The organism is Sivoneniella epilithica UHCC 1019, assembly GCF_040830845.1.
Lineage (GTDB): Bacteria > Cyanobacteriota > Cyanobacteriia > Leptolyngbyales > Leptolyngbyaceae > ULC077BIN1.
On the sequence record NZ_JBFPDP010000027.1, the window covers coordinates 36,029 to 55,333 of the forward strand.

Here is a 19,305-nt window from a genome sequence, read left to right on the forward strand (position 1 = left end):
TTTTTACCGATGCAGGCGCTTATTTATCGGTACTCACGAAGCTGGCAAAATAGCCAATCAGTTTATCGAGCAAGAAACCAATTATCCCGATATAAAACAGTGCCAAAATCACTTCACTGAGGCTGCCGCTGTTGTAGGAATTCCAGATGAAAAAGCCGATGCCCGTATCCCCGCGTAACATTTCGGCTGCCACGATCGCCAACCACGCTAACCCAATCCCCAACTTCAGCCCGGTGAACATGAACGGCACAATGGACGGTAGCAAAATGCTAAAGAAATACTCTGAGCCAGAGAGACGCAGCACTTTCGCCACGTTTTTGTAGTCTTGAGGCATTTGCTGCACACCCAGAGCAGTGTTATAAACAATGGGCCAAATCGCGGTGATGAAAATAATGAAAATCCCGGCGGGTCCAGAGTCTTTGAAGATTGCTAGGGCGATCGGCAACCAGGCAAGCGGCGGCACGGTTCGCAAAATCTGGAACATGGGATCAACAGCTTCGTAGGCGATCGGAATCGCTCCGATCAGCACTCCAACCGCAATTCCAATCACGGCTGCCAGCGTATATCCGATCGCGACCCGTTGTAGACTTGCCAGCGCTTGCCAGCCCAATCCTTTATCATCTCCTTCTTTGAAAAAAGGACTAATGATAAACGGATCCCACGTTTGTTGAACGACTTCGATCGGTCCAGGCAATGCCTTCGTCACAGTTGAAAAAACCTGCCAAACGAACAGCGCCACTGTGAAACCAATCACTGGAGCAATCAATTTTCTGGAATTCTTTTGCAGATAAATCGACACATTAGCGAGAAAGGAAGATGGAACGTTAGCGGCTGCGCGTGTTGCCATGGTCAAGTTATCCTTGATATAGATGTCAGTTATATGAGGGTGAAAGTGTTTCGCAGCGAATGGAGGAGCTTTGAGCAGACTAAGTATCCAACCCAAAGCTGACTCTTTAGCCCCTATGCTTTCATTGCAGTAATCTTGAGGCTCTTCAAATAAGCTTCTGGATTTTCTGGGTCAAACTTAACGCCATCGAAGAAGGTTTCAACTCCGCGAGAAGCGGTCTTGGGAATTTCTGCCTCTGGGAGTTTCATCGCTTTGGCAGCATCGCGCCAGATGTCTTCACGGTTGACTTTCTTCACCAAGGCTTTGGTATCTAAATCACTGGGTAAGTATCCCCAGCGCTTGTCTTCTGTGACAAACCAGGTGTCGTGGCTGACAAACGGGTAGGAGGCGAAATCTTGCCAAAACTTCATGACATGAGGGCTGTTCTCTTCAACCCGCCCATTGCCAAAGTCGATAGTGCCTTGAAGTCGTCCGGCGATCGCGGCTGCATCCACCTTCAAATATTCCCGCTTGGCAATAATGTCTGCCATCTCTTTTTTGTTTTCTGCCTTGTCGCACCACATTTGGGCTTCCATGACTGCCATCACCAAGGCTTTTGCCGCTTTAGGATTTTTGTCTACCCAGTCCGCCCGCATGGAAAACGCTTTTTCAGGGTGTTTGTTCCACAGTTCACCCGTTGTCAAGGCACTATAGCCAATATTGTCCTTCACCAGCTTTGCGTTCCAAGGTTCACCCACACAAAAGGATGCCATTTGCCCTTCTTGCATGTTGGAAACCATTTGTGGCGGTGGAATCACAATTAATGATGCATCTTTGTTGGGATCAACGCCGTTTGCAGCCAGCCAATACCGCATCCACAGATCGTGGGTTCCACCAGGGAAGGTGACGGCACACTTGACGGCGTTTCCGGCAGCTTTTTCTTTGGCAAAGGCTGATTTAAGAGTTGTACTCTCTAACCCAATTTTCAAGTCTTTGTAGGTATTGGCAATGGAAATTGCTTGTCCATCCAGGTTTAGCCGAGCCAAGATATACATGGGTATTTCTTTGCCGTCCGTGATTTTGCCCGTGGTCATGAGATAGGGCATGGGAGTCAAGATATGTGCGCCATCAATGCCGCCCCCTTGAGAACCGGTGGAGAGGTTGTCGCGGGTGGTTGCCCAAGAGGTTTGCTTGACTACCTTGACATCTTTCATGCCGTACTTGGCAAAGTAGCCTTTTTCTTGAGCCACAATTAAAGGTGCAGAGTCGGTTAGGGCAATAAAGCCGAGCGTTGCGGTTGTTACTTCGGGAGTATCGCCCGCCGCCACGTTGACCGCTGGAGCCGCGCTGGGTGAAGCCGATGTGGTTGTAGTTGTAGAGCTACTACAGCCATGAACAAGCAGAGTTCCGGCGGCAGTTGCACCTGCGGTGATAATAAACTTCCGTCTTGAAAGATGGGTCATGAGTTCCTTTGAGATTTGATAGAGACAGTTGAATCAAGTGTGAGGATTAGGGGGCGAACCAAACTGGACAGCCTGGATAGTCAAACAGGGGCGATCGCACCTTTATTGGGGCGGCGTAGCTGTTTCAGTACGAAGACTGGCACCAAAGTTTTGAATCAGTAGATTTCGCAAAAAAGGCAGCAGATCCTCGCAGGGAATCCCCTTTTGGATGCAGGTGCCAAGCTTGGCTTCTTTGCCAACCGTGCCACCCATGTAAAGGTCTACGCCATCCACAGTTTTGCCGTCTTTGCGAACTTTGGTGCCCATCAAGCCAATGTCTGCCACTTGCGGCTGACCACAGGAGTTGGGGCATCCCGTCCAGTGAATTCTCACTGCGCGGGGAACATGCAGTTCTGCATCTAGGTCTGCGGTGAGTGCCAAGGCGCGATTCTTGGTTTCAACCAGTGCAAAGTTGCAGAATTGGGCACCGGTGCAGGAAATCAGCGATCGCCCCAAGGTCGATGGATTGATGGAAAACCGCTCCAGCAGTGGCTCTTTCAGCAAAGGCGCAATCCTAGAATCAGGCACATTGGGGATCAAAATATTTTGCTCAACTGTCAGGCGCATTTCGCCGCTGCCATACACTTCGGAAATGCGAGCTAAATCAAACATGTCGGATGCAAACAGACGACCCACTGGCACATGCAGCCCCACATAGTTCAAGCCGGGTTGCTTTTGAGCATGAATGCCAATGTGATCCCGTTTTGCCCACAGAATTTCATCTTTCTCGGCTTCTGGTTGCAAAGTGTGACCCATTTGCTGCTCGACTTCTGCCCGAAAGCGATCCACGCCCCATTCATCAATCAGCCACATTAGACGGGATTTTTGCCGATTTGCCCGTAATCCATGGTTGCGATAAACCAGTAAAATTGCTTCGCACACAGCGACCACATCACGCGGATCAACCCATGCGTTTAGGGGAATGGCAGCGTCGCAGCGTTTGGCAGAAAAGAAACCACCCACCAGCACATTAAACCCTAAGACATCGTTTTTATAGGCTGGAATAAAGGCGATGTCGTTAATTTCGGCGTGGACGGAGTTATCTCTACACCCCGCGATCGCAATATTAAACTTGCGTGGCAGGTTAGAAAAAGAGGGATTCCCTTCACCATTGTTGGTAATCATGTCCTGCACCTTACGGCACAGCCCCCGCGTGTCGATCAATTCATCAGCATCAATCCCCGCGACTGGTGAACCTGTGATATTGCGAACATTGTCCATACCCGACTGGACACTAGTCATTCCCGCCTGCTCAAATCGGCTAAAAATGTCGGGAATATCTTCAATCCGAATGCCACGCAGTTGAATATTTTGACGGGTGGTGACATCGCCGTAGCCATCTTCGCCATAGCGCTGGAGCACTTCCGCCAATACCCGCATTTGCCCACTAGTCACAATGCCATTGGGTAGCCGCATCCGCAGCATAAACTTGCCAGGAGTCACAGGGCGAAAGAAAACGCCCAACCATTTCAAGCGATGATCGCGATCGGTTTCATCCATCGCTTCCCATCCAATCTTGGCGAACTCTTCAAGCTCCGCCTTAGTCGCTAACCCGTCTTTTTCAACCTTTAGCTTTTCAAACTTGTTTAGACTTGCTGCTGCCGGAACAGTACTTGTCATAACTTTATCCACTGAAACATTGCTAACTTGCTTAACCAACACGCGATCTTTTTGTCTGCAATTCTCAATACCCAAACTGGCTCATACCCAAACTGGCTACTGCCTCTGATAATCCTTGTTACTGCTCTAAGGTGTGTCAAAAGTTTTGACCCATTTCAACAGCGATCGTTAATTCTTTCTAAAAAATAGTTTTAAGTTCTCACCTTGTGCGTGTTCATTCCAAGGTAGAAGCATGGCAACAAGGGTTTCGTATAGTTAATTACAAAATATTTCTAAATATGAAGTCTTAGCATGGCTGCAATGCCACATAAGCAAGTATTATTAGTTTTTAATTTAGCTATCTTTTTGGCAATGCCCACAACATAGGCGTTTGAACAACTATGAGCAAAACGATCTAAGCAAGCATAAATTTCTTAAAATATTACAAATAGTATGTATTTTTTTGAAAAAGGCGTTTGGTGCAATACGGATGTTCTACTTCAACGTCTAGTGATTATTAAGAATTCTTAGAAGCTGGAAACAGGTACACACTTCACAGTAGAGTCTTGAGAAACGTTCCAGAACTTTAGATATAGGAAACTTCGTTATGACGGGTTCATACGCGGCTTCATTTTTGCCTTGGATTTTGATTCCTGTAGTGACTTGGCTTTTGCCGGCTGTAGTGATGGGTCTTTTGTTCCTCTATATTGAGCGCGAAGATCCTACCGGAATTTAAAACGTCTTACACTACCAAAAAACGCCTACTGAACAATTTAGTAGGCGTTTTTTTAATGGTTTTGTTTTCCCTGTGCAGAACACTTGAGAGGTGTTTTCTGTTTGGGTTCCCTTGGAAGCGAACTCAAACGATCAATCTCTAGACGGAAGAGCCAAGTCCTGCATAGGCACCGTAGAAAAAGAGACCTAAAACGCTAATTACCCCTAGACCTGCAACCGTTGCTACAATCCAAAGAGGAATTCTTCCAGATTTCAACATAAGTGTCACCTTTTAGTAAACCGAAATTAAAAATGAAGCAGGAGCGCTGGATTCGAGCGCTCCAAAAAGTTAGTTAAAAAAGTAGCTAGAAAAAAGAATTCCTAGCGTAAAAATCATCAGCAACCCTAAATAAAGGGAAGTACGGTTTAGCTCAACGGGCTGCTTGTTGGGATTTGGAGATCTGCTTAAGGGCATAACTTTGTTACCTTTGAGTGAACTGCATAGCGGCGATCGCGCCTAGGAAAAATACAGTTGGAACCGCTAGGGTATGAACCGCTAACCATCGAACTGTAAAAATTGGATAGGAAATGGGTTGATTAGGAGTATTGCCAGTCATAGTTACTCTTGCCGTGAAACTACTTTTTAAAATCTAAAACTCTTCATGAACTATGAAGCTATTTTTGCTGAATAAACTGATCAATTTGCTGCTTAGCATCAAAGCGATCTCTAACAATGGGCGCTTTCTCACGAGTCGATGGAAAGTACTCATTCGGGCGAGGAGTGCCGAACGCAGTATACGCTAGACCAGTACTTACAAACAGCCAGCCAGCGACAAATAGCGCTGGAATGGTGACGCTGTGAATTACCCAATAGCGCACACTTGTAATAATGTCCGTAAACGGACGTTCGCCTGTCGTTCCAGCCATTTCAGTTTCTCCACTCAGATTTTTCTAAAGACTTACCTTCTATCATAGGAGACAGCCGCCCCCAAGCTAAACGAGCTTAATAGAAATGATTAAACTGCTTGATTAGCACTGTCATCATATTTTAACAAAGAGCCTTGACCAATAATGAACCCCCGGTCTTGACTCAAGAACTTGATTTTGTAGAGGTTAGACGGTATGTCCTCAACAAATCGATCCTTTTCCCAGGTCTTGCCCCCATCGAGACTCCGCAACAGGTTTCCACTCCCTCCTGCAACCCAGATTTCTTCAGGGGTACGATAGGCTAAATCCAGCAATCCCCAGCTAGTTGAAAATTCAGGATTAATGATATCTTCCCATTCATCTGGGCTGCCCGCATTACTAAACTGAATTAGACCACCTCGCGCTAACATCCATAACCGACCATCCCCGGTAAAGCCCATGTTTTGTAGCCGACGGGAACTACTCCGATTATAGGGCTGCCATGCCTCTTGACCGGGCTGCCAAATCGAGTAAAAGTTTCCGCGAGAGGAGACGGCTACATATTCACCGCTTGGAGAGCGAGAAATATTCCGAATCACTCCAACTGCTTCTTCTACCAAAGCCTTCCAGGTCTTTCCACCATCCGAGGTGCGGTAGATGGCACCGATGTTTGTCGTCATTTCAGCCGATTTAGTGCCCAAGGCTAAAACCGTATTGGGCGCACCGGGAAGCTTTTCGCTGAGGGGAATACGCGACCAAGACTGTCCTGCGTCTTCGGTATGCAGCAAAATTGAAGGTTGCCCAACAATCCAGCCTTCATTTCCATCAAAACTAACGGATGTAAACCGATAGGGTTCATCTAATTCAAGGCTGCGTGATGCCCAGGTTTCTCCAGCGTCTGTTGTTTCAAATAGGGTTGCATTTGAACCGACTAACCAGCCATGGGGAGAATCGCCAATGAAACTGATGTCATTGAGGTTGGCATCGGTATCAATAGAGATGACCCGCCAAGGGTTGGTGCTGGTGGCTGAAAGATATCCACCGCAGCCAGTACAGACTATTGCGATCGCACAAAGCGCTAAAATTTGACGTAAAACTTTCGTAGCTACACGCATTACAGTTCCAACTCTCAACAGATGTATATCAATTTTGCAATGGATTCATCACTCAGTCAGCGTAATGAATTGAAGGCACCCGCACCTATTGCAAGCCATAAAGACTAATAAAAAATAGGAAAATCAAAAACAAGCCCCCAAAAATCAAAAGGTTCTTTTGATCAGAAGTCATGCTATTGACCCCAAAACCATACTTAAGATTTTCTTTGAAGCCAGAGGCAGAACCGTCCGTTCCAAGATTAGAAAATCGAGAAGAGCGTGCGCCACAAACCGGGCACCGCCAATCTTCAGGAAGGGACTCAAACGGAACTCCCGGAGGAATGTCTCGTTTTTCATCTCCCTTATTGGGTTCATAAACATAGCCACAAGCTTGACACTCATGGCGGTCTAAGGATGTATTTACCGTTTGGGTACTCATCGTTTCACTACTGATCGGAAATAACCGATCGCTAACATTAAAGACAGCCGCACCAGCAAAAGAAATTCAGTGAATCTGAACGCTGTATTAAATTATGATACGACCCTTAGGGCATTGGTGCTAGCAATCCACTATGAACTAACATGTCCTACGAACCAAATACTTTGCTATCAGCGATCGCACAGCAAAGTTCCATTGGAACTGAGAACTTTAAAAAACTTGTCTATAGTTAAGGTGTTGTAAAATGCCACCCTAGTGACTATGCTGTTGCAAAAGCATCGAGATAAGTCTAAAGGCGCACTCGGATAACTTCTATTCTTTTGTAAAGCCCAACCCACCTATAATAAGGGCAGCTAATTATCAAAGGCAGCAACCTCTAAGTCTTGTTAAATCGTACCTAAATGAAGAGGCAGTTCTAATTGTGTTTGTTCTGAGTGGATATGAATACCTTTTAGGGTTTACGTTGGTATGCAGCTTAGTTCCTATTCTGGCGTTAACGGCTGCTAAGCTACTCCGTCCTAGCCGCCGTGGACCTGAACGGCGAACAACCTATGAATCTGGAATGGAACCAATCGGCGGTGCTTGGATTCAGTTCAACATTCGCTATTATATGTTTGCCTTGATTTTCGTCATTTTCGACGTAGAGACAGTGTTTCTTTACCCATGGGCGGTTGCGTTCAATCAACTAGGACTATTGGGATTTGTGGAAGCCCTGATTTTCATCGGCATTTTAGTAATTGGTCTTGTTTATGCTTGGCGGAAAGGAGCGTTGGAATGGTCATAAAGCCTAATAGTCAGGTTCAAAGTCTGGCAATTGATCCCTCTGAGCGGATTATGAACCCGGTTGAGCGACCCCAAGTTACTCAAGATCTGTCTGAAAACGTCATTTTAACCACTGTGGATGATCTCTATAACTGGGCGCGGCTTTCTAGCCTGTGGCCCTTGTTATACGGAACAGCGTGCTGCTTTATTGAGTTTGCGGCTTTGATTGGCTCCCGGTTTGACTTCGATCGCTTTGGGCTAGTGCCGCGATCGACTCCTCGTCAGGCTGACCTGATTATTACAGCAGGCACGATCACCATGAAGATGGCACCTGCTTTAGTGCGCCTGTATGAGCAAATGCCCGATCCGAAATATGTGATTGCCATGGGTGCTTGCACCATTACCGGCGGTATGTTCAGCGTTGATTCACCTTCTGCCGTGCGTGGTGTAGACAAACTTATTCCGGTAGATGTCTACCTACCGGGTTGTCCCCCGCGCCCCGAAGCCATTATTGATGCCATCATCAAACTACGTAAGAAAATCTCAAACGAGTCCATTCAAGAACGGGGAATGCTGCGACAAGTTCATCGCTACTACAGCACCACCCACACCATGAAAGTTGTGGAGCCAATATTGACAGGTAAATACCTCCAGTCTGGCACCCGTGAAGCACCTTCTAAAGAATTAATGGAAGCCATGGGGATGCCCGTTCCTCCAGCACTGTTAACGGCTCAAACGAAGGAGGTTGAGCGTGGTTAAAGCACAAGAAACGCCCAATCCAGCCCCAATTGTTGAAACGGGCAAGGTGTCTAAATGGTTAAACGAAAATGGATTCGAGCATGGATTCTTAGGGCTGGATGCATCTGGAGTTGAGATGTTAATGGTCGATCGCGACTTTTTAGTTCCTATCTCAACCGCGCTCTACGCTTACGGGTTCAATTGTCTCCAGTGCCAAGGGGGATACGATTCTGGTCCTGGACAAGATTTAGTCAGCTTTTATCATTTGATCAAAATTGCTGATAATGTCGATCGCCCTGAAGAAGTTCGAGTTAAGGTTTCTTTACCTCGCGAAAACCCTTCTGTTCCAACCGTGTATTGGATCTGGAAAAGTGCAGATTGGCAAGAACGAGAAACCTACGACATGTACGGCATTGTTTATGAAGGGCACCCCAACCTCACGCGGATTTTGATGCCCGAAGATTGGGTCGGTTACCCATTGCGAAAAGATTACATCTCACCCGACTTCTACGAGCTTCAGGACGCTTACTAACTCAGGATGCTTACTAACAAGTAATTCCTAATGAGGTTTAGAATACAAAACCGTAACAGAAAAGCTGTGTCGTTAAGTCTGCACAGCTTTCTTATGAACTCTGTAAGTCCATGCAGATATACGCGATGTGCGACTTTCCTGATAGCCCTCACTCTAAATTCTTCTCTCAGAACGGGCGAAGGACTTTACAGTAACAAATCAAGCACATCAGTCGTTTGAGCCATAATCATCACCGGTTCTTGATACAACGGCACTGTAAAAGTAACCGTAGAGCCTAAACCCTCACCCATACTATAGAAATTCACCACTCCACCCATCGCTTCGACTAGCTTTTGAGAAATTGCTAGCCCCAAGCCCGTCCCCCCATATTGGCGAGTCCGAGAACCATCAACTTGGCTAAACGACTGAAACAGCTTGTCCTGCTTGTCAAGCGACACGCCAATGCCAGTATCCGCCACTCGAATTTTGACATATCCTGGCAGGTCTACCCCTTGGACGATAGTCTTTTTCTTAATAATCTCCACACTAATAGTTACACCGCCTTCGTGGGTAAACTTAATCGCATTCCCAACCAAATTCAGCATTACTTGGAGTAAGCGTTGATAGTTGCCATAGAGAATAATTTCATCATCCGTAGGCGGTTTTTGAATCTCAAAACTTAGCTTTTTTTGGCGAACCTGATTGCTAATAAAATCGGCAACATCATTTAATAGCTCTGCCAGTTTGACTGGACTCAGTTCAATTTGTAGTTTTCCAGCTTCAATTTTGGCGATGTCGAGAATGTCATTGATGATGTTGAGCAGATGTAAAGCGGAGCGATAGGCTTCACCAATAAATTCAGTTTGCTCTTCAGGATCATCCGCCATTCCGTCTAAAACAAGTTTAAGGAAGCCAATCATGCCGTTGAGTGGAGTTCGCAGTTCATGAGAAGTATTGGCAAGAAATTCGCTTTTTAATCGAGATGCTTCTTCAGCTTGTTCTCTAGATTCTTCTAGTTCACGATGTTTTTGCAAGAGGTTGCTATTTGCTTTTTGTACTTCGGTTGCTAAAGATTGGCTGGCAGAGATCAAGTTTGCATGAGCAATCGCCGTTCCCACCTGGTCTGCCAACTCCTGCACAAACTCTAGCTCTACCTCTGTCCAACGACGCGGTTGATCATCTTGATACAGCACAATTAACCCATTCGGCTGATCTTGATAAGAAGTCCTCACAATCAGCATAGAATATTGCATTAGTCCCCGCAGAGTGGGGGATTGTTGAGCCGCTGCTTGATCCGATGTTTTTGGTTCTTGCCGCACATTGACAGGTTTCAAACTCATCAACGCTGCTTGCAGATCAGCATCATCCGCCACCAAAAATTCTAACCCCTGCATTGGGCAAAACGCCCCTCGACAATACTCAGCAACTGCCTTGACGGTTGGGTTAGTTGGCTCATAGGGAAACACAATACAGCGGCTCACCCCTAGTAAGTTACCTAAACCCTCAACCGTTTGCTGCCAAATGGTAGGTAAATCTAGAGTCCGACGAATATTCCAGGCAATTCGAGTTAACAGTTCATGGTTATCAGCACTAATGGTTTCTGACGAAAATTCTTCTAGATCACCAACACTGCGCGCTGTCGGTTCACCCACCTGAGCTAGGAGAGACTTTGGATTTACTTCCGGTTGGGCAGAGTTGGGGCACGTCTTACCCATAACCAGAACCGTAGTAACAGTGCCATTCACTCCAATTACGGGGTTCATCGTTAAGTCTGCTTGCATCCGAAAATCGCCACAGCGAAACTTAAATCTGAATTTTTGAGCCGTTTGAGACTCTAGAACTTGACGAATCCGGGCGATGTATGCTTTGGTATCCACTGGACCAAAAATACGATCAGGTAATTGCCCAATCATCTGGGTTGACTGAATACCATACGCCTCCGCCAGCTTCCAAAAAAACGACAGGCAACGCCCTTCCCTGTCTTGAGCCATAACAAGCTCAGTTAGATCACTAGTAGTGTCCTGCTGTTTTGCGATCGCTTCTGGGTGTGCAGAAAAAGAGCGTTGATAGTTTGCAGAAGAAGGCATCAGTACTCTAGCTAGCAGCTTTTTTAGAGAAGTATCAAACTAGCGATCGATGAAGATAGCTCCAGCGCCACCGATCTCGCCCAACCCTGGTATGTACAGCCTCTTCATCTAACTGAATCACTGACATTACCTGTTATGGCTAACGTTTATGACTAACGTTATTGCTCAATATAGCAAGTGAAATCGTCAGGTTCCATACTTCACCTTTGTTTAATCATTCCATTCGCCTCTTGGAGGCACTGGCGGATTTCGCTGGAGATTACGAGTCAGATCATCATCTCGTCGCAGTTCATTTTTAAGCCACTGCCGCACAGCTACTTCAATCACCTTACTAGGGTCATTGGTCAAATGTTTAATCTGATCCAGCAAATCAGGATCTAAATGAACCGACAACTCGACTTTTTCTGAAGCCGAGTGAGAAAACAGAGCAGACTCATTCATAATTTGGATGCTAGCGAACGTTGGCTAAAGCAATGAACAACCCATTGAAAATAGATCATCCGAACTATTCCAACGATATAAGTTTAACTCGATAAGACTATAAACATAACCAATCTACGGTACAACTACTTGGAATTTGTCATGCTACCTACAACATTTTACAAAGTTGCAGCAATTCTCATTCTTTCAAAGGATATAAAAATAAAGTTGGATTGATGAATGTGAGGTTTCAGAGGTGACCCGTTACAATACGTTAAAAGCTTCTATACAGCCAGATATATGACTGATGTGCCCGTTTCTCGCATTCGTAACTTTTCGATTATTGCCCATATCGACCATGGCAAATCCACGCTTGCCGATCGCCTGTTGCAGGAAACTGGCACGGTCAACGCACGGGAAATGAAAGAGCAGTTTCTTGACAACATGGATCTGGAGCGAGAGCGCGGCATTACGATTAAGCTCCAAGCAGCACGGATGAACTATACGGCGAAAGACGGCGAGAAATATGTTTTAAACCTGATTGATACTCCAGGACATGTGGATTTTTCCTATGAGGTTTCGCGATCGCTGGCAGCCTGTGAAGGGGCTTTGTTAGTCGTGGATGCCTCCCAAGGAGTAGAAGCGCAAACGCTGGCAAATGTCTATTTAGCACTGGAGCATAACCTGGAAATTATTCCAGTGTTGAACAAAATCGATTTGCCGGGAGCAGAACCAGAGCGCGTTAAGCAAGAAATTGAAGATATTGTTGGGCTAGATTGCAGTCAGGCGATTCATGCCTCCGCCAAAGAAGGGATTGGGGTGCCTGAGATTTTGGAATCGATTGTCCACTTGGTGCCGCCGCCTCAAGATACGATCGCCGAACCGCTGCGTGCCCTCATTTTTGATAGCTACTATGATCCCTATCGCGGAGTCATTGTCTATTTTCGAGTGATGGATGGCACCGTTAAAAAAGGCGATCGCATTCGGTTGATGGCATCCCGCAAAGAATATGTGATTGACGAACTAGGGGTGCTGTCGCCTACGCAAGTACAAGTAGAAAGTCTACACGCAGGCGAAGTGGGCTACATTGCCGCATCGATTCGAGCCGTTGAAGATGCACGAGTGGGCGATACGATTACCCTAGCCGCAGTTCAAGCAGTTGAGCCGTTGCCGGGATACAGCGAAGCTACGCCCATGGTATTTTGTGGCTTGTTTCCCACCGATGCCGACCAGTTTGAATCGTTGCGAGAAGCCCTAGAAAAACTCAAGTTGAGCGATGCTGCATTGAATTATGAACCCGAAACCTCTAGCGCCATGGGGTTTGGTTTTCGCTGCGGCTTTTTGGGCTTGCTGCACATGGAAATTGTCCAAGAGCGGCTGGAGCGGGAATATAACCTGGACTTGATCACCACAGCGCCGTCAGTGGTGTATCGCATCACCACACTTAAGGGCGACGTGCTGCTGATTGACAACCCCAGCAAATTGCCCGATCCACAGCAGCGAGAAAAAATTGAAGAACCCTATGTTCAAGTCGATATTATTACGCCAGAAGTCTATGTGGGCACTTTGATGGAGCTTTCCCAAAGTCGGCGGGGTGTTTTCAAAGACATGAAATATCTGACGACCGAGCGCACCACACTGATCTATGACTTGCCGTTGGCAGAAGTGGCAACAGACTTCTTTGATCAGATGAAGTCGCGATCGCGGGGCTATGCCAGCATGGAATATAAACTGATTGGCTATCGCGAAAATCCCTTAGTCAAGCTAGATATTTTAATCAATGGCGATCCGGTTGATCCGCTTGCCACGATTGTTCACCGAGATAAGGCATACAACGTCGGTCGCGCTTTGACTGAAAAGCTAAAGGAACTAATCCCTCGCCACCAGTTCAAAATTCCAATTCAAGCCACAATCGGCAGCAAAGTGATTGCTAGTGAACAAATTCCTGCCATTCGCAAAGACGTGTTGGCGAAATGCTATGGCGGCGACATTTCTCGAAAGAAAAAGCTGTTGCAGAAACAGGCAAAAGGAAAAAAACGGATGAAGGCGATCGGAACAGTAGATGTTCCCCAAGAGGCATTCATGGCAGTACTCCGGCTCGAATCTTAGAAGAGTGCGGCGAGCTTGTGCCATTGGTTTAGGAAAGGAGTCCTCAGAAGATGAGAATATTGGTTACAGGTGGCGCTGGCTTTATTGGCTCTCATCTCATCGATCGCCTGATGGCAGAGGGACACGAGGTTATTTGCATCGACAATTTCTATTCGGGTCATAAACGGAATATTTTGAAGTGGGTCGGTCATCCCTACTTTGAATTGATTCGGCATGACATTACTGATCCGATTCGGTTAGAAATCGATCAAATCTATCACCTCGCCTGTCCAGCCTCTCCCGTACATTATCAATACAACCCGGTCAAAACGATCAAAACCAACGTCCTAGGGACAATGCACATGTTGGGGTTGGCAAAGCGCGTCAAAGCCAGGTTTTTGCTAGCCTCTACTTCAGAAGTCTATGGCGATCCTGAAATCCATCCCCAACCCGAAGAGTATTGGGGCAATGTCAATCCGATTGGGATTCGCAGTTGCTATGACGAAGGCAAACGGGTCGCTGAAACACTTGCCTTTGATTATCACCGTCAAAATGATGTGGACATTCGCGTGGCGCGTATTTTTAACACCTACGGACCGCGCATGTTAGAAAATGATGGGCGTGTAATCAGCAATTTTATTAGTCAAGCCATTCACGGAAAGCCGCTCACGGTGTATGGCAATGGCTCTCAAACTCGCAGCTTTTGCTATGTGTCTGATTTAGTGGACGGGTTAATTCGGCTGATGACTCATGCTCATATTGGACCAATCAATTTGGGTAATCCAGATGAATATACGATTTTGGAACTGGCGGAAATCGTTCAACGGTTAGTCAATCCAGAGGTGGAAATTCAGTTTAAGTCCCTACCTCAAGATGATCCCCGTCGCCGCAGACCCAATATTACTAGGGCACAGAGATTATTAGAGTGGCAACCCACTATTTCTCTATTGGAAGGATTACAGCGATCGGTTGAGGATTTTCGCGGACGATTAGGAGGAAATGCGATCGCCGCCCACCGCGATCGCTTCGATTCTGTTCAGCCTTAGAAACTTTGTGATTCACGTCAGCTAACTTTAGCTTTAATGCCTCCAGCTAATTCAGTTGGATAGATTGAATCCTTGAATGAGAATGGTTAGATATGCCCTTCAACTGGGCGAATTAGTTTTAGTGGATTAGTTTTAGCGGATTGGTTTTATATCTTATTTGTCCCTTCTTGCGTGAGGCTGCTTTATGCGTGTGTGTGTTGTGGGTACAGGATATGTTGGCTTAGTCACAGGAGTTTGTCTTGCCCATTTGGGACACCATGTTGTCTGTGTCGATAACAACGCAGAAAAGGTGACGCTGATGCAGTCAGGACAGTCTCCCATTTATGAGCCAGAGCTAACGGAAATTTTGCAAGCCTCGCTGCAAGCAGGCACCCTCGAATTTACGACCCATTTAGCCGCCGGAGTTGCTCATGGACAAATTGTATTTATTGCCGTAGGCACCCCTGCATTGCCCAATGGGGAAAGCGATACTCGCTATGTGGAAGCGGTTGCTAGGGAAATTGGATCTTATCTCAATGGCGAATACAAGGTGATTGTGAATAAATCAACTGTGCCGATAGGGTCGGGCGATTGGGTGAGGATGCTAGTTTTGGACGGCTATGCAAAATGTGCTTTGACTGAAGCGCCCGTGGCGATTCGGGAGTCGATCGCTATGGGAATGAGCGCGAGTCAAGATAAGGCTATTCCTTCAAGCACCCCCTTAATGAAAGAGCCTGCATTTGATGTGGTCAGCAATCCAGAATTTTTGCGGGAAGGATCAGCAGTGTATGACACCTTCAACCCCGATCGCATTGTCTTAGGCGGCAGCAGCAAAACCGCGATCGCCCTCATGGAAGAACTCTATGCGCCCATCGTCAATCGAGACTGTGCCAAAGACCATAATCGCTCTTTGCCTCCCGTTCCGGTAGTTTTAACAGATTTGAACTCCGCAGAAATGATCAAATATGCTGCGAATGCGTTCTTAGCTACCAAGATTAGCTTTATTAATGAAGTAGCAAATATTTGCGATCGCGTCGGTGCAGATATCACAGAAGTTGCCAAAGGCATTGGCTTAGACTCTCGCATTGGCAGCCGTTTTTTGCAGGCAGGCATTGGCTGGGGCGGCTCCTGCTTTCCTAAAGACGTGTCTGCCTTAATTCATACAGCAGATGATTATGGCTATGAAGCCCAACTCTTGAAAGCCGTTGTGCAGGTCAATCAACACCAACGCTTGCTTATTGTTAAAAAACTTCAGCAAACCCTAAAAATTTTGAAAGGAAAAACAGTTGGTTTGTTGGGATTAACGTTCAAACCGAATACCGACGATTTGCGAGATGCTCCGGCGCTGAGCATTATCGGGCAACTATCCCGCTTAGGTGCCAAAATCAAAGCCTACGATCCAATTTTATCTCAAGCAAACTCGCCTCATAAGCTGGCGGATGTCATTATCGACAGCACTCCAGAGCAACTGGCAGAAGGCTGTGACGCGCTGGTGTTAGTGACTGACTGGCAGGAATTCCGCGATTTGGATTATGCCTATCTAGCCACTTTGATGCAGAGTCGCATCTTAATTGACGGTCGCAATTTTTTGGATCAGCAAGTTTTGGAAGCCGCAGGATTTCAGTATGTCGGCATTGGACGATAGTTGAAAATACTAACGCAAACTTAAGGCGCACTTCTCAGTAGAAGTGCGCCTTTCAAAATAAGTCATGGATTTAGTATTGGAAATCTGTTCAACAGGCGATCGCCGACTAGCTCAACCCACTCTAACTAAAACGATGGCTTGCGCGATCAAGGTGCGCTTTTCCTAAGTCTTCATCACGAAGGTTTAATTCTGCGGGCATACCCACTTCAGCAGCAGCGCGGCTCAATAAGCACTGCTCACGATTTTTAACCATGTGCTGGTGACGTACCATCAATGCACGAGCTTGATCTTGAGTAGACATAGCGAATCTCCCAACCTAAAGAATGAATCCAGTCAATGTACAAAATTCAATGTACTTCAACCTTCGATTACCAATATAACAGAATTTTCTGTAACAAGTAATACAAAATTTTAACTTTCCGGGTCTTCCTGCAAAAAAGCCGGTGGGTGTAGTTAGCTCCGATAGAATTTCTCAAAGTGAATAAAGCGATCGCTCTATATCGCTGACGACACTGGGCAGGTAGCCCAAGAGCAAAGCAGAATATTCTATCCAGATGGGGTCGTCGTCATTTGAAAACAGCGCTACAGTCTAGGGGCAGTTCTGTTTAGCAGATAGGCTTAATCGGTATTGCAAGCCAAATTGGAACTATTCAGTCGGTCTCTGTATTTAATACAACTCTTTAAATCGTTACCCATATGGGACACTGCAATTTTAATCGCTTGGTTTTAATCGCTTGTAGGAGTTAGCTGGATTCAGTGAACTCAGTCCATCTAGGAAGTCAAGCACTAAGGAGAGCAAAATGCTTGAGTATCTGCCGCCGCTCAATGAACACAACCTGCCTTACCCAGATACCATTCATCCAATTGTGGTGCATTTTGTGATCGCGATGGTTTTGTTTGCGGTTCTTTGCGACGCGATCGGATTTCTGACCAAAAATGTTCGGCTTCATGAAGTGAGTTGGTGGAATTTGTTTTTTGCCACGCTGTCAATTTTTATTGCCGTGTTGTTTGGTCAATTAGAAGCGGGCTTGGCTGAACCTTACAATGCGGCACAATCCACTCTAAACCTGCATACGCTGCTCGGCTGGTCGCTGTCTGGTATTTTGGCAGCCATTACGGCGTGGCGCTACATTTTGCGCGCCCGAGATCCGCAGAAAGTTCCGCTGGCATTTATGGGAGCTAACGTTTTGTTAACGGGTCTGGTCTTTTTTCAGGTTTATTTGGGCGACAAACTGGTTTGGGTCTACGGCTTGCATACGGTGCCAGTAGTGGAAGCCATCAGACAAGGAGCGTTGCAATGAACGAAGAACTCGTTCAGCAGTTGGACGGACTAGGCGCAAACGGCTTACCCTATGCGATTCCTATCCATCCCAATTTGGTGCATATCACGTTGGGGCTGTTTATTATCGCGATCGCGTTTGATATTGCAGGCAACCTGTTTCCCTTAGAAAAATCGATTTTGAATTTTTTAGCTATCAAGGCGGTACGGTCTAATTTTTATGATGTGGGCTGGTATAACGTGATAGCAGCGGCGATCGTCACCTTTTTCACCGTAGCAGCAGGCTTCTATGAAATGCTCCTAGCAACCCCTTCCCCCGATGTCATCAGCGCTTGGGGTTTGGGAGCAATGGAAACCATGATTTGGCATGGAGTCGGCGGGGTTCTGTTGCTCACTCTGATCGTGGGTATGGCAGTTTGGCGGGGGATGCAGCGGTTCGCATGGCGCAAAGATAGCGCAAGGCAGGTGCAGTGGAGCTATTTACTAGTCGGTTTGGTTATTCTATTGATCATGTTTTTGCAGGGCACGTTGGGTGCCCATCTGGGCGGCGAATTTGGCGTTCACAACACAGCAGATGGCTTACTTAAACTGGGCGAAGACCCGAATTTACTGCTGAAATAATTCGGCTTAAAGGATAGCGCGATGAAAGTTTCTAATATACTGCCATGGGTGATTTTTGCCAGTGTGAACACGTTGGCAGCAGTGTGGATGGCGGGAGTGTCCCATACCTGGTTTCCCCCGGAGGCATCGCTTGAGGCAGCACTGATTGATAATCTGTTTGCGCTACTCGTATTTTTAGGAACGTTCATTTTTCTAGGAATTACAGGCGTTTTAAGCTATTCAGTGCTAACTGGACTAACCAGTCGGTTTGATACCAGTGATGGTCCGCCGATTGAAGGAAATCTCACCCTAGAAATAGTTTGGACAGCAATTCCGATCGCCCTCGTGATTGCGATCGCGGGATATAGCTACTGGATTTATAACCAGATGGCAATCCAAGGACCGATGGAAATTGTCCATATGCATATGCCCGGTATGGAAACCGCTTACGCTGCATCAATGGATAAATCAATGGATGAATCGATCGCTGGCAAGGGCGAACCTGTGGAGGCGATCGAGGTGAATGCGAAGCAATGGGCATGGTCATTCCACTATCCCAACAACGACATCACCAGCGCCGAATTACATCTGCCTGTGAATCACCGCATTCGGCTAGCGTTGCACACTGAAGATGTGATTCACGGATTTTATGTGCCAGCCTTTCGCCTCAAGCAAGACATCATTCCCAACAAAATTATCGACTTTGAATTTACGCCAATTCGCGAGGGCAGCTATCGCCTCAGTGATTCCCAATTTAGCGGCACCTACTTTGCCGTCATGCAAACCAACGTTGTGGTGGAATCTCCTGAAAAATATAGTGAGTGGTTAGCAAAAACGGGCGATCGCGCCCTAGTACCAGCCGCAAACCAAGCTTATGAAGAATACACCCAAATCTCAAAGCAAGGCTTCAAGCCAGGCTGGGCAACCGTTCCGCCAGAACCGCCTCCAATGGTAAATGAAGGATGAGAGAGAAAAAAGAACTCAAGATATCTCTTGCTGAAACTCAAAACTCAAAACTCAAAACTCAAAACTCAAAACTCCCCACCCCGCACTTCTTTTAGGAGTATTGC

Annotated in this window: 22 protein-coding genes; 10 read left to right on the forward strand and 12 right to left on the reverse strand. The window is 46.5% G+C overall.

All coding sequences use genetic code 11. The features are described from left to right. Positions 1-19: 19 nt before the first annotated feature. From ntrB to AB3R30_RS16480, 3 genes are all read right to left on the reverse strand, one after another. A complete protein-coding gene (gene ntrB / locus AB3R30_RS16470) occupies positions 20-847 on the reverse strand; it encodes a nitrate ABC transporter permease (protein ID WP_458650297.1) in 828 nt (275 codons plus the stop codon). Between the two features lie 113 nt (positions 848-960). After that, the gene (locus AB3R30_RS16475; protein ID WP_458650298.1) at positions 961-2,289 is read right to left on the reverse strand and encodes a CmpA/NrtA family ABC transporter substrate-binding protein; all 1,329 of its coding nucleotides are present in this window, start codon (positions 2,287-2,289) and stop codon (positions 961-963) included. A 102-nt stretch (positions 2,290-2,391) separates the two neighbouring features. Then, on the reverse strand, positions 2,392-3,948 hold the full coding sequence (locus AB3R30_RS16480; protein WP_458650299.1) for a ferredoxin--nitrite reductase: 1,557 nt from the start codon (positions 3,946-3,948) through the stop codon (positions 2,392-2,394). Positions 3,949-4,534: 586 nt separating this feature from the next. Between AB3R30_RS16480 and AB3R30_RS16485 the strand changes: the two genes are divergently transcribed. Then, entirely contained in the window at positions 4,535-4,663 is a 129-nt protein-coding gene (locus AB3R30_RS16485) for a photosystem I reaction center subunit VIII (RefSeq protein WP_171574128.1), read from the forward strand. A 138-nt stretch (positions 4,664-4,801) separates the two neighbouring features. Here AB3R30_RS16485 and AB3R30_RS16490 read toward each other — a convergent pair whose 3' ends face one another. The 6 genes from AB3R30_RS16490 to AB3R30_RS16515 form a co-directional block, all read right to left on the reverse strand. Continuing rightward, a complete protein-coding gene (locus AB3R30_RS16490) occupies positions 4,802-4,921 on the reverse strand; it encodes a photosystem II reaction center protein J (RefSeq protein ID WP_171574129.1) in 120 nt (39 codons plus the stop codon). Positions 4,922-4,990: 69 nt separating this feature from the next. Further along, a complete protein-coding gene (locus tag AB3R30_RS16495) occupies positions 4,991-5,116 on the reverse strand; it encodes a photosystem II reaction center protein L (RefSeq protein ID WP_458650300.1) in 126 nt (41 codons plus the stop codon). Positions 5,117-5,123: 7 nt separating this feature from the next. Next, positions 5,124-5,258 (reverse strand): cytochrome b559 subunit beta, encoded by a 135-nt coding sequence (gene psbF / locus AB3R30_RS16500; protein ID WP_458650301.1) that lies wholly within the window; start codon positions 5,256-5,258, stop codon positions 5,124-5,126. 58 nt (positions 5,259-5,316) lie between these two features. Then, positions 5,317-5,568 (reverse strand): cytochrome b559 subunit alpha, encoded by a 252-nt coding sequence (gene psbE / locus AB3R30_RS16505; protein ID WP_458650302.1) that lies wholly within the window; start codon positions 5,566-5,568, stop codon positions 5,317-5,319. 89 nt (positions 5,569-5,657) lie between these two features. Continuing rightward, complete coding sequence (locus tag AB3R30_RS16510; protein WP_458650303.1) at positions 5,658-6,662, reverse strand: photosynthesis system II assembly factor Ycf48; 1,005 nt, start codon at positions 6,660-6,662, stop codon at positions 5,658-5,660. Positions 6,663-6,747: 85 nt separating this feature from the next. Next, positions 6,748-7,080: a rubredoxin gene (locus AB3R30_RS16515; RefSeq protein WP_458650304.1), complete on the reverse strand. Its 333-nt coding sequence runs from the start codon at positions 7,078-7,080 to the stop codon at positions 6,748-6,750. 421 nt (positions 7,081-7,501) lie between these two features. Here AB3R30_RS16515 and AB3R30_RS16520 point away from each other — a divergent pair, with 421 nt between their 5' ends. From AB3R30_RS16520 to AB3R30_RS16530, 3 genes are read left to right on the forward strand one after another with little or no spacing between them, the layout of a single operon-like run. Next, entirely contained in the window at positions 7,502-7,864 is a 363-nt protein-coding gene (locus AB3R30_RS16520; protein ID WP_458650305.1) for an NAD(P)H-quinone oxidoreductase subunit 3, read from the forward strand. Beyond that, positions 7,855-8,601 (forward strand): photosynthetic/respiratory NAD(P)H-quinone oxidoreductase subunit K, encoded by a 747-nt coding sequence (gene ndhK / locus AB3R30_RS16525; RefSeq protein ID WP_458650306.1) that lies wholly within the window; start codon positions 7,855-7,857, stop codon positions 8,599-8,601. The genes AB3R30_RS16520 and ndhK overlap by 10 nt, the downstream gene beginning before the upstream one ends. Continuing rightward, complete coding sequence (locus AB3R30_RS16530) at positions 8,594-9,112, forward strand: NAD(P)H-quinone oxidoreductase subunit J (RefSeq protein ID WP_458650307.1); 519 nt, start codon at positions 8,594-8,596, stop codon at positions 9,110-9,112. Before ndhK ends, AB3R30_RS16530 begins: the two co-directional genes overlap by 8 nt. Positions 9,113-9,297: 185 nt before the next feature. Here the strand turns inward: AB3R30_RS16530 and AB3R30_RS16535 are convergent, their stop codons facing one another. Then, positions 9,298-11,178 carry a PAS domain-containing sensor histidine kinase gene (locus tag AB3R30_RS16535; RefSeq protein WP_458650308.1) on the reverse strand — a complete coding sequence of 627 codons (1,881 nt, stop codon included), beginning with the start codon at positions 11,176-11,178 and terminating at the stop codon, positions 9,298-9,300. Between the two features lie 210 nt (positions 11,179-11,388). Then, on the reverse strand, positions 11,389-11,619 hold the full coding sequence (locus AB3R30_RS16540; protein ID WP_458650309.1) for a hypothetical protein: 231 nt from the start codon (positions 11,617-11,619) through the stop codon (positions 11,389-11,391). Between the two features lie 279 nt (positions 11,620-11,898). On the opposite strand from AB3R30_RS16540, the gene lepA reads away from it, so the two are divergent. From lepA to AB3R30_RS16555, 3 genes are all read left to right on the forward strand, one after another. Then, positions 11,899-13,707, forward strand: coding sequence for a translation elongation factor 4 (gene lepA, locus AB3R30_RS16545; protein ID WP_458650310.1), 1,809 nt, complete (start codon positions 11,899-11,901; stop codon positions 13,705-13,707). Positions 13,708-13,757: 50 nt separating this feature from the next. Then, positions 13,758-14,732, forward strand: coding sequence for a UDP-glucuronic acid decarboxylase family protein (locus AB3R30_RS16550; RefSeq protein ID WP_458650311.1), 975 nt, complete (start codon positions 13,758-13,760; stop codon positions 14,730-14,732). Between the two features lie 184 nt (positions 14,733-14,916). Further along, positions 14,917-16,356, forward strand: a complete 1,440-nt coding sequence (locus AB3R30_RS16555) for a UDP-glucose dehydrogenase family protein (protein ID WP_458650312.1) — start codon at positions 14,917-14,919, stop codon at positions 16,354-16,356. Between the two features lie 121 nt (positions 16,357-16,477). Here AB3R30_RS16555 and AB3R30_RS16560 read toward each other — a convergent pair whose 3' ends face one another. Then, positions 16,478-16,657, reverse strand: coding sequence for a hypothetical protein (locus AB3R30_RS16560; RefSeq protein WP_458650313.1), 180 nt, complete (start codon positions 16,655-16,657; stop codon positions 16,478-16,480). A 499-nt stretch (positions 16,658-17,156) separates the two neighbouring features. Between AB3R30_RS16560 and AB3R30_RS16565 the strand changes: the two genes are divergently transcribed. The 3 genes from AB3R30_RS16565 to AB3R30_RS16575 are packed head-to-tail and all read left to right on the forward strand — an operon-like array spanning position 17,157 to position 19,201. Continuing rightward, positions 17,157-17,657, forward strand: coding sequence for a DUF2231 domain-containing protein (locus tag AB3R30_RS16565; protein ID WP_458650314.1), 501 nt, complete (start codon positions 17,157-17,159; stop codon positions 17,655-17,657). After that, positions 17,654-18,256: a DUF2231 domain-containing protein gene (locus AB3R30_RS16570; RefSeq protein ID WP_458650315.1), complete on the forward strand. Its 603-nt coding sequence runs from the start codon at positions 17,654-17,656 to the stop codon at positions 18,254-18,256. The genes AB3R30_RS16565 and AB3R30_RS16570 overlap by 4 nt, the downstream gene beginning before the upstream one ends. A 21-nt stretch (positions 18,257-18,277) precedes the next feature. Then, positions 18,278-19,201 (forward strand): cytochrome c oxidase subunit II, encoded by a 924-nt coding sequence (locus AB3R30_RS16575; RefSeq protein WP_458650316.1) that lies wholly within the window; start codon positions 18,278-18,280, stop codon positions 19,199-19,201. The last annotated feature ends 104 nt before the right edge of the window (positions 19,202-19,305 follow it).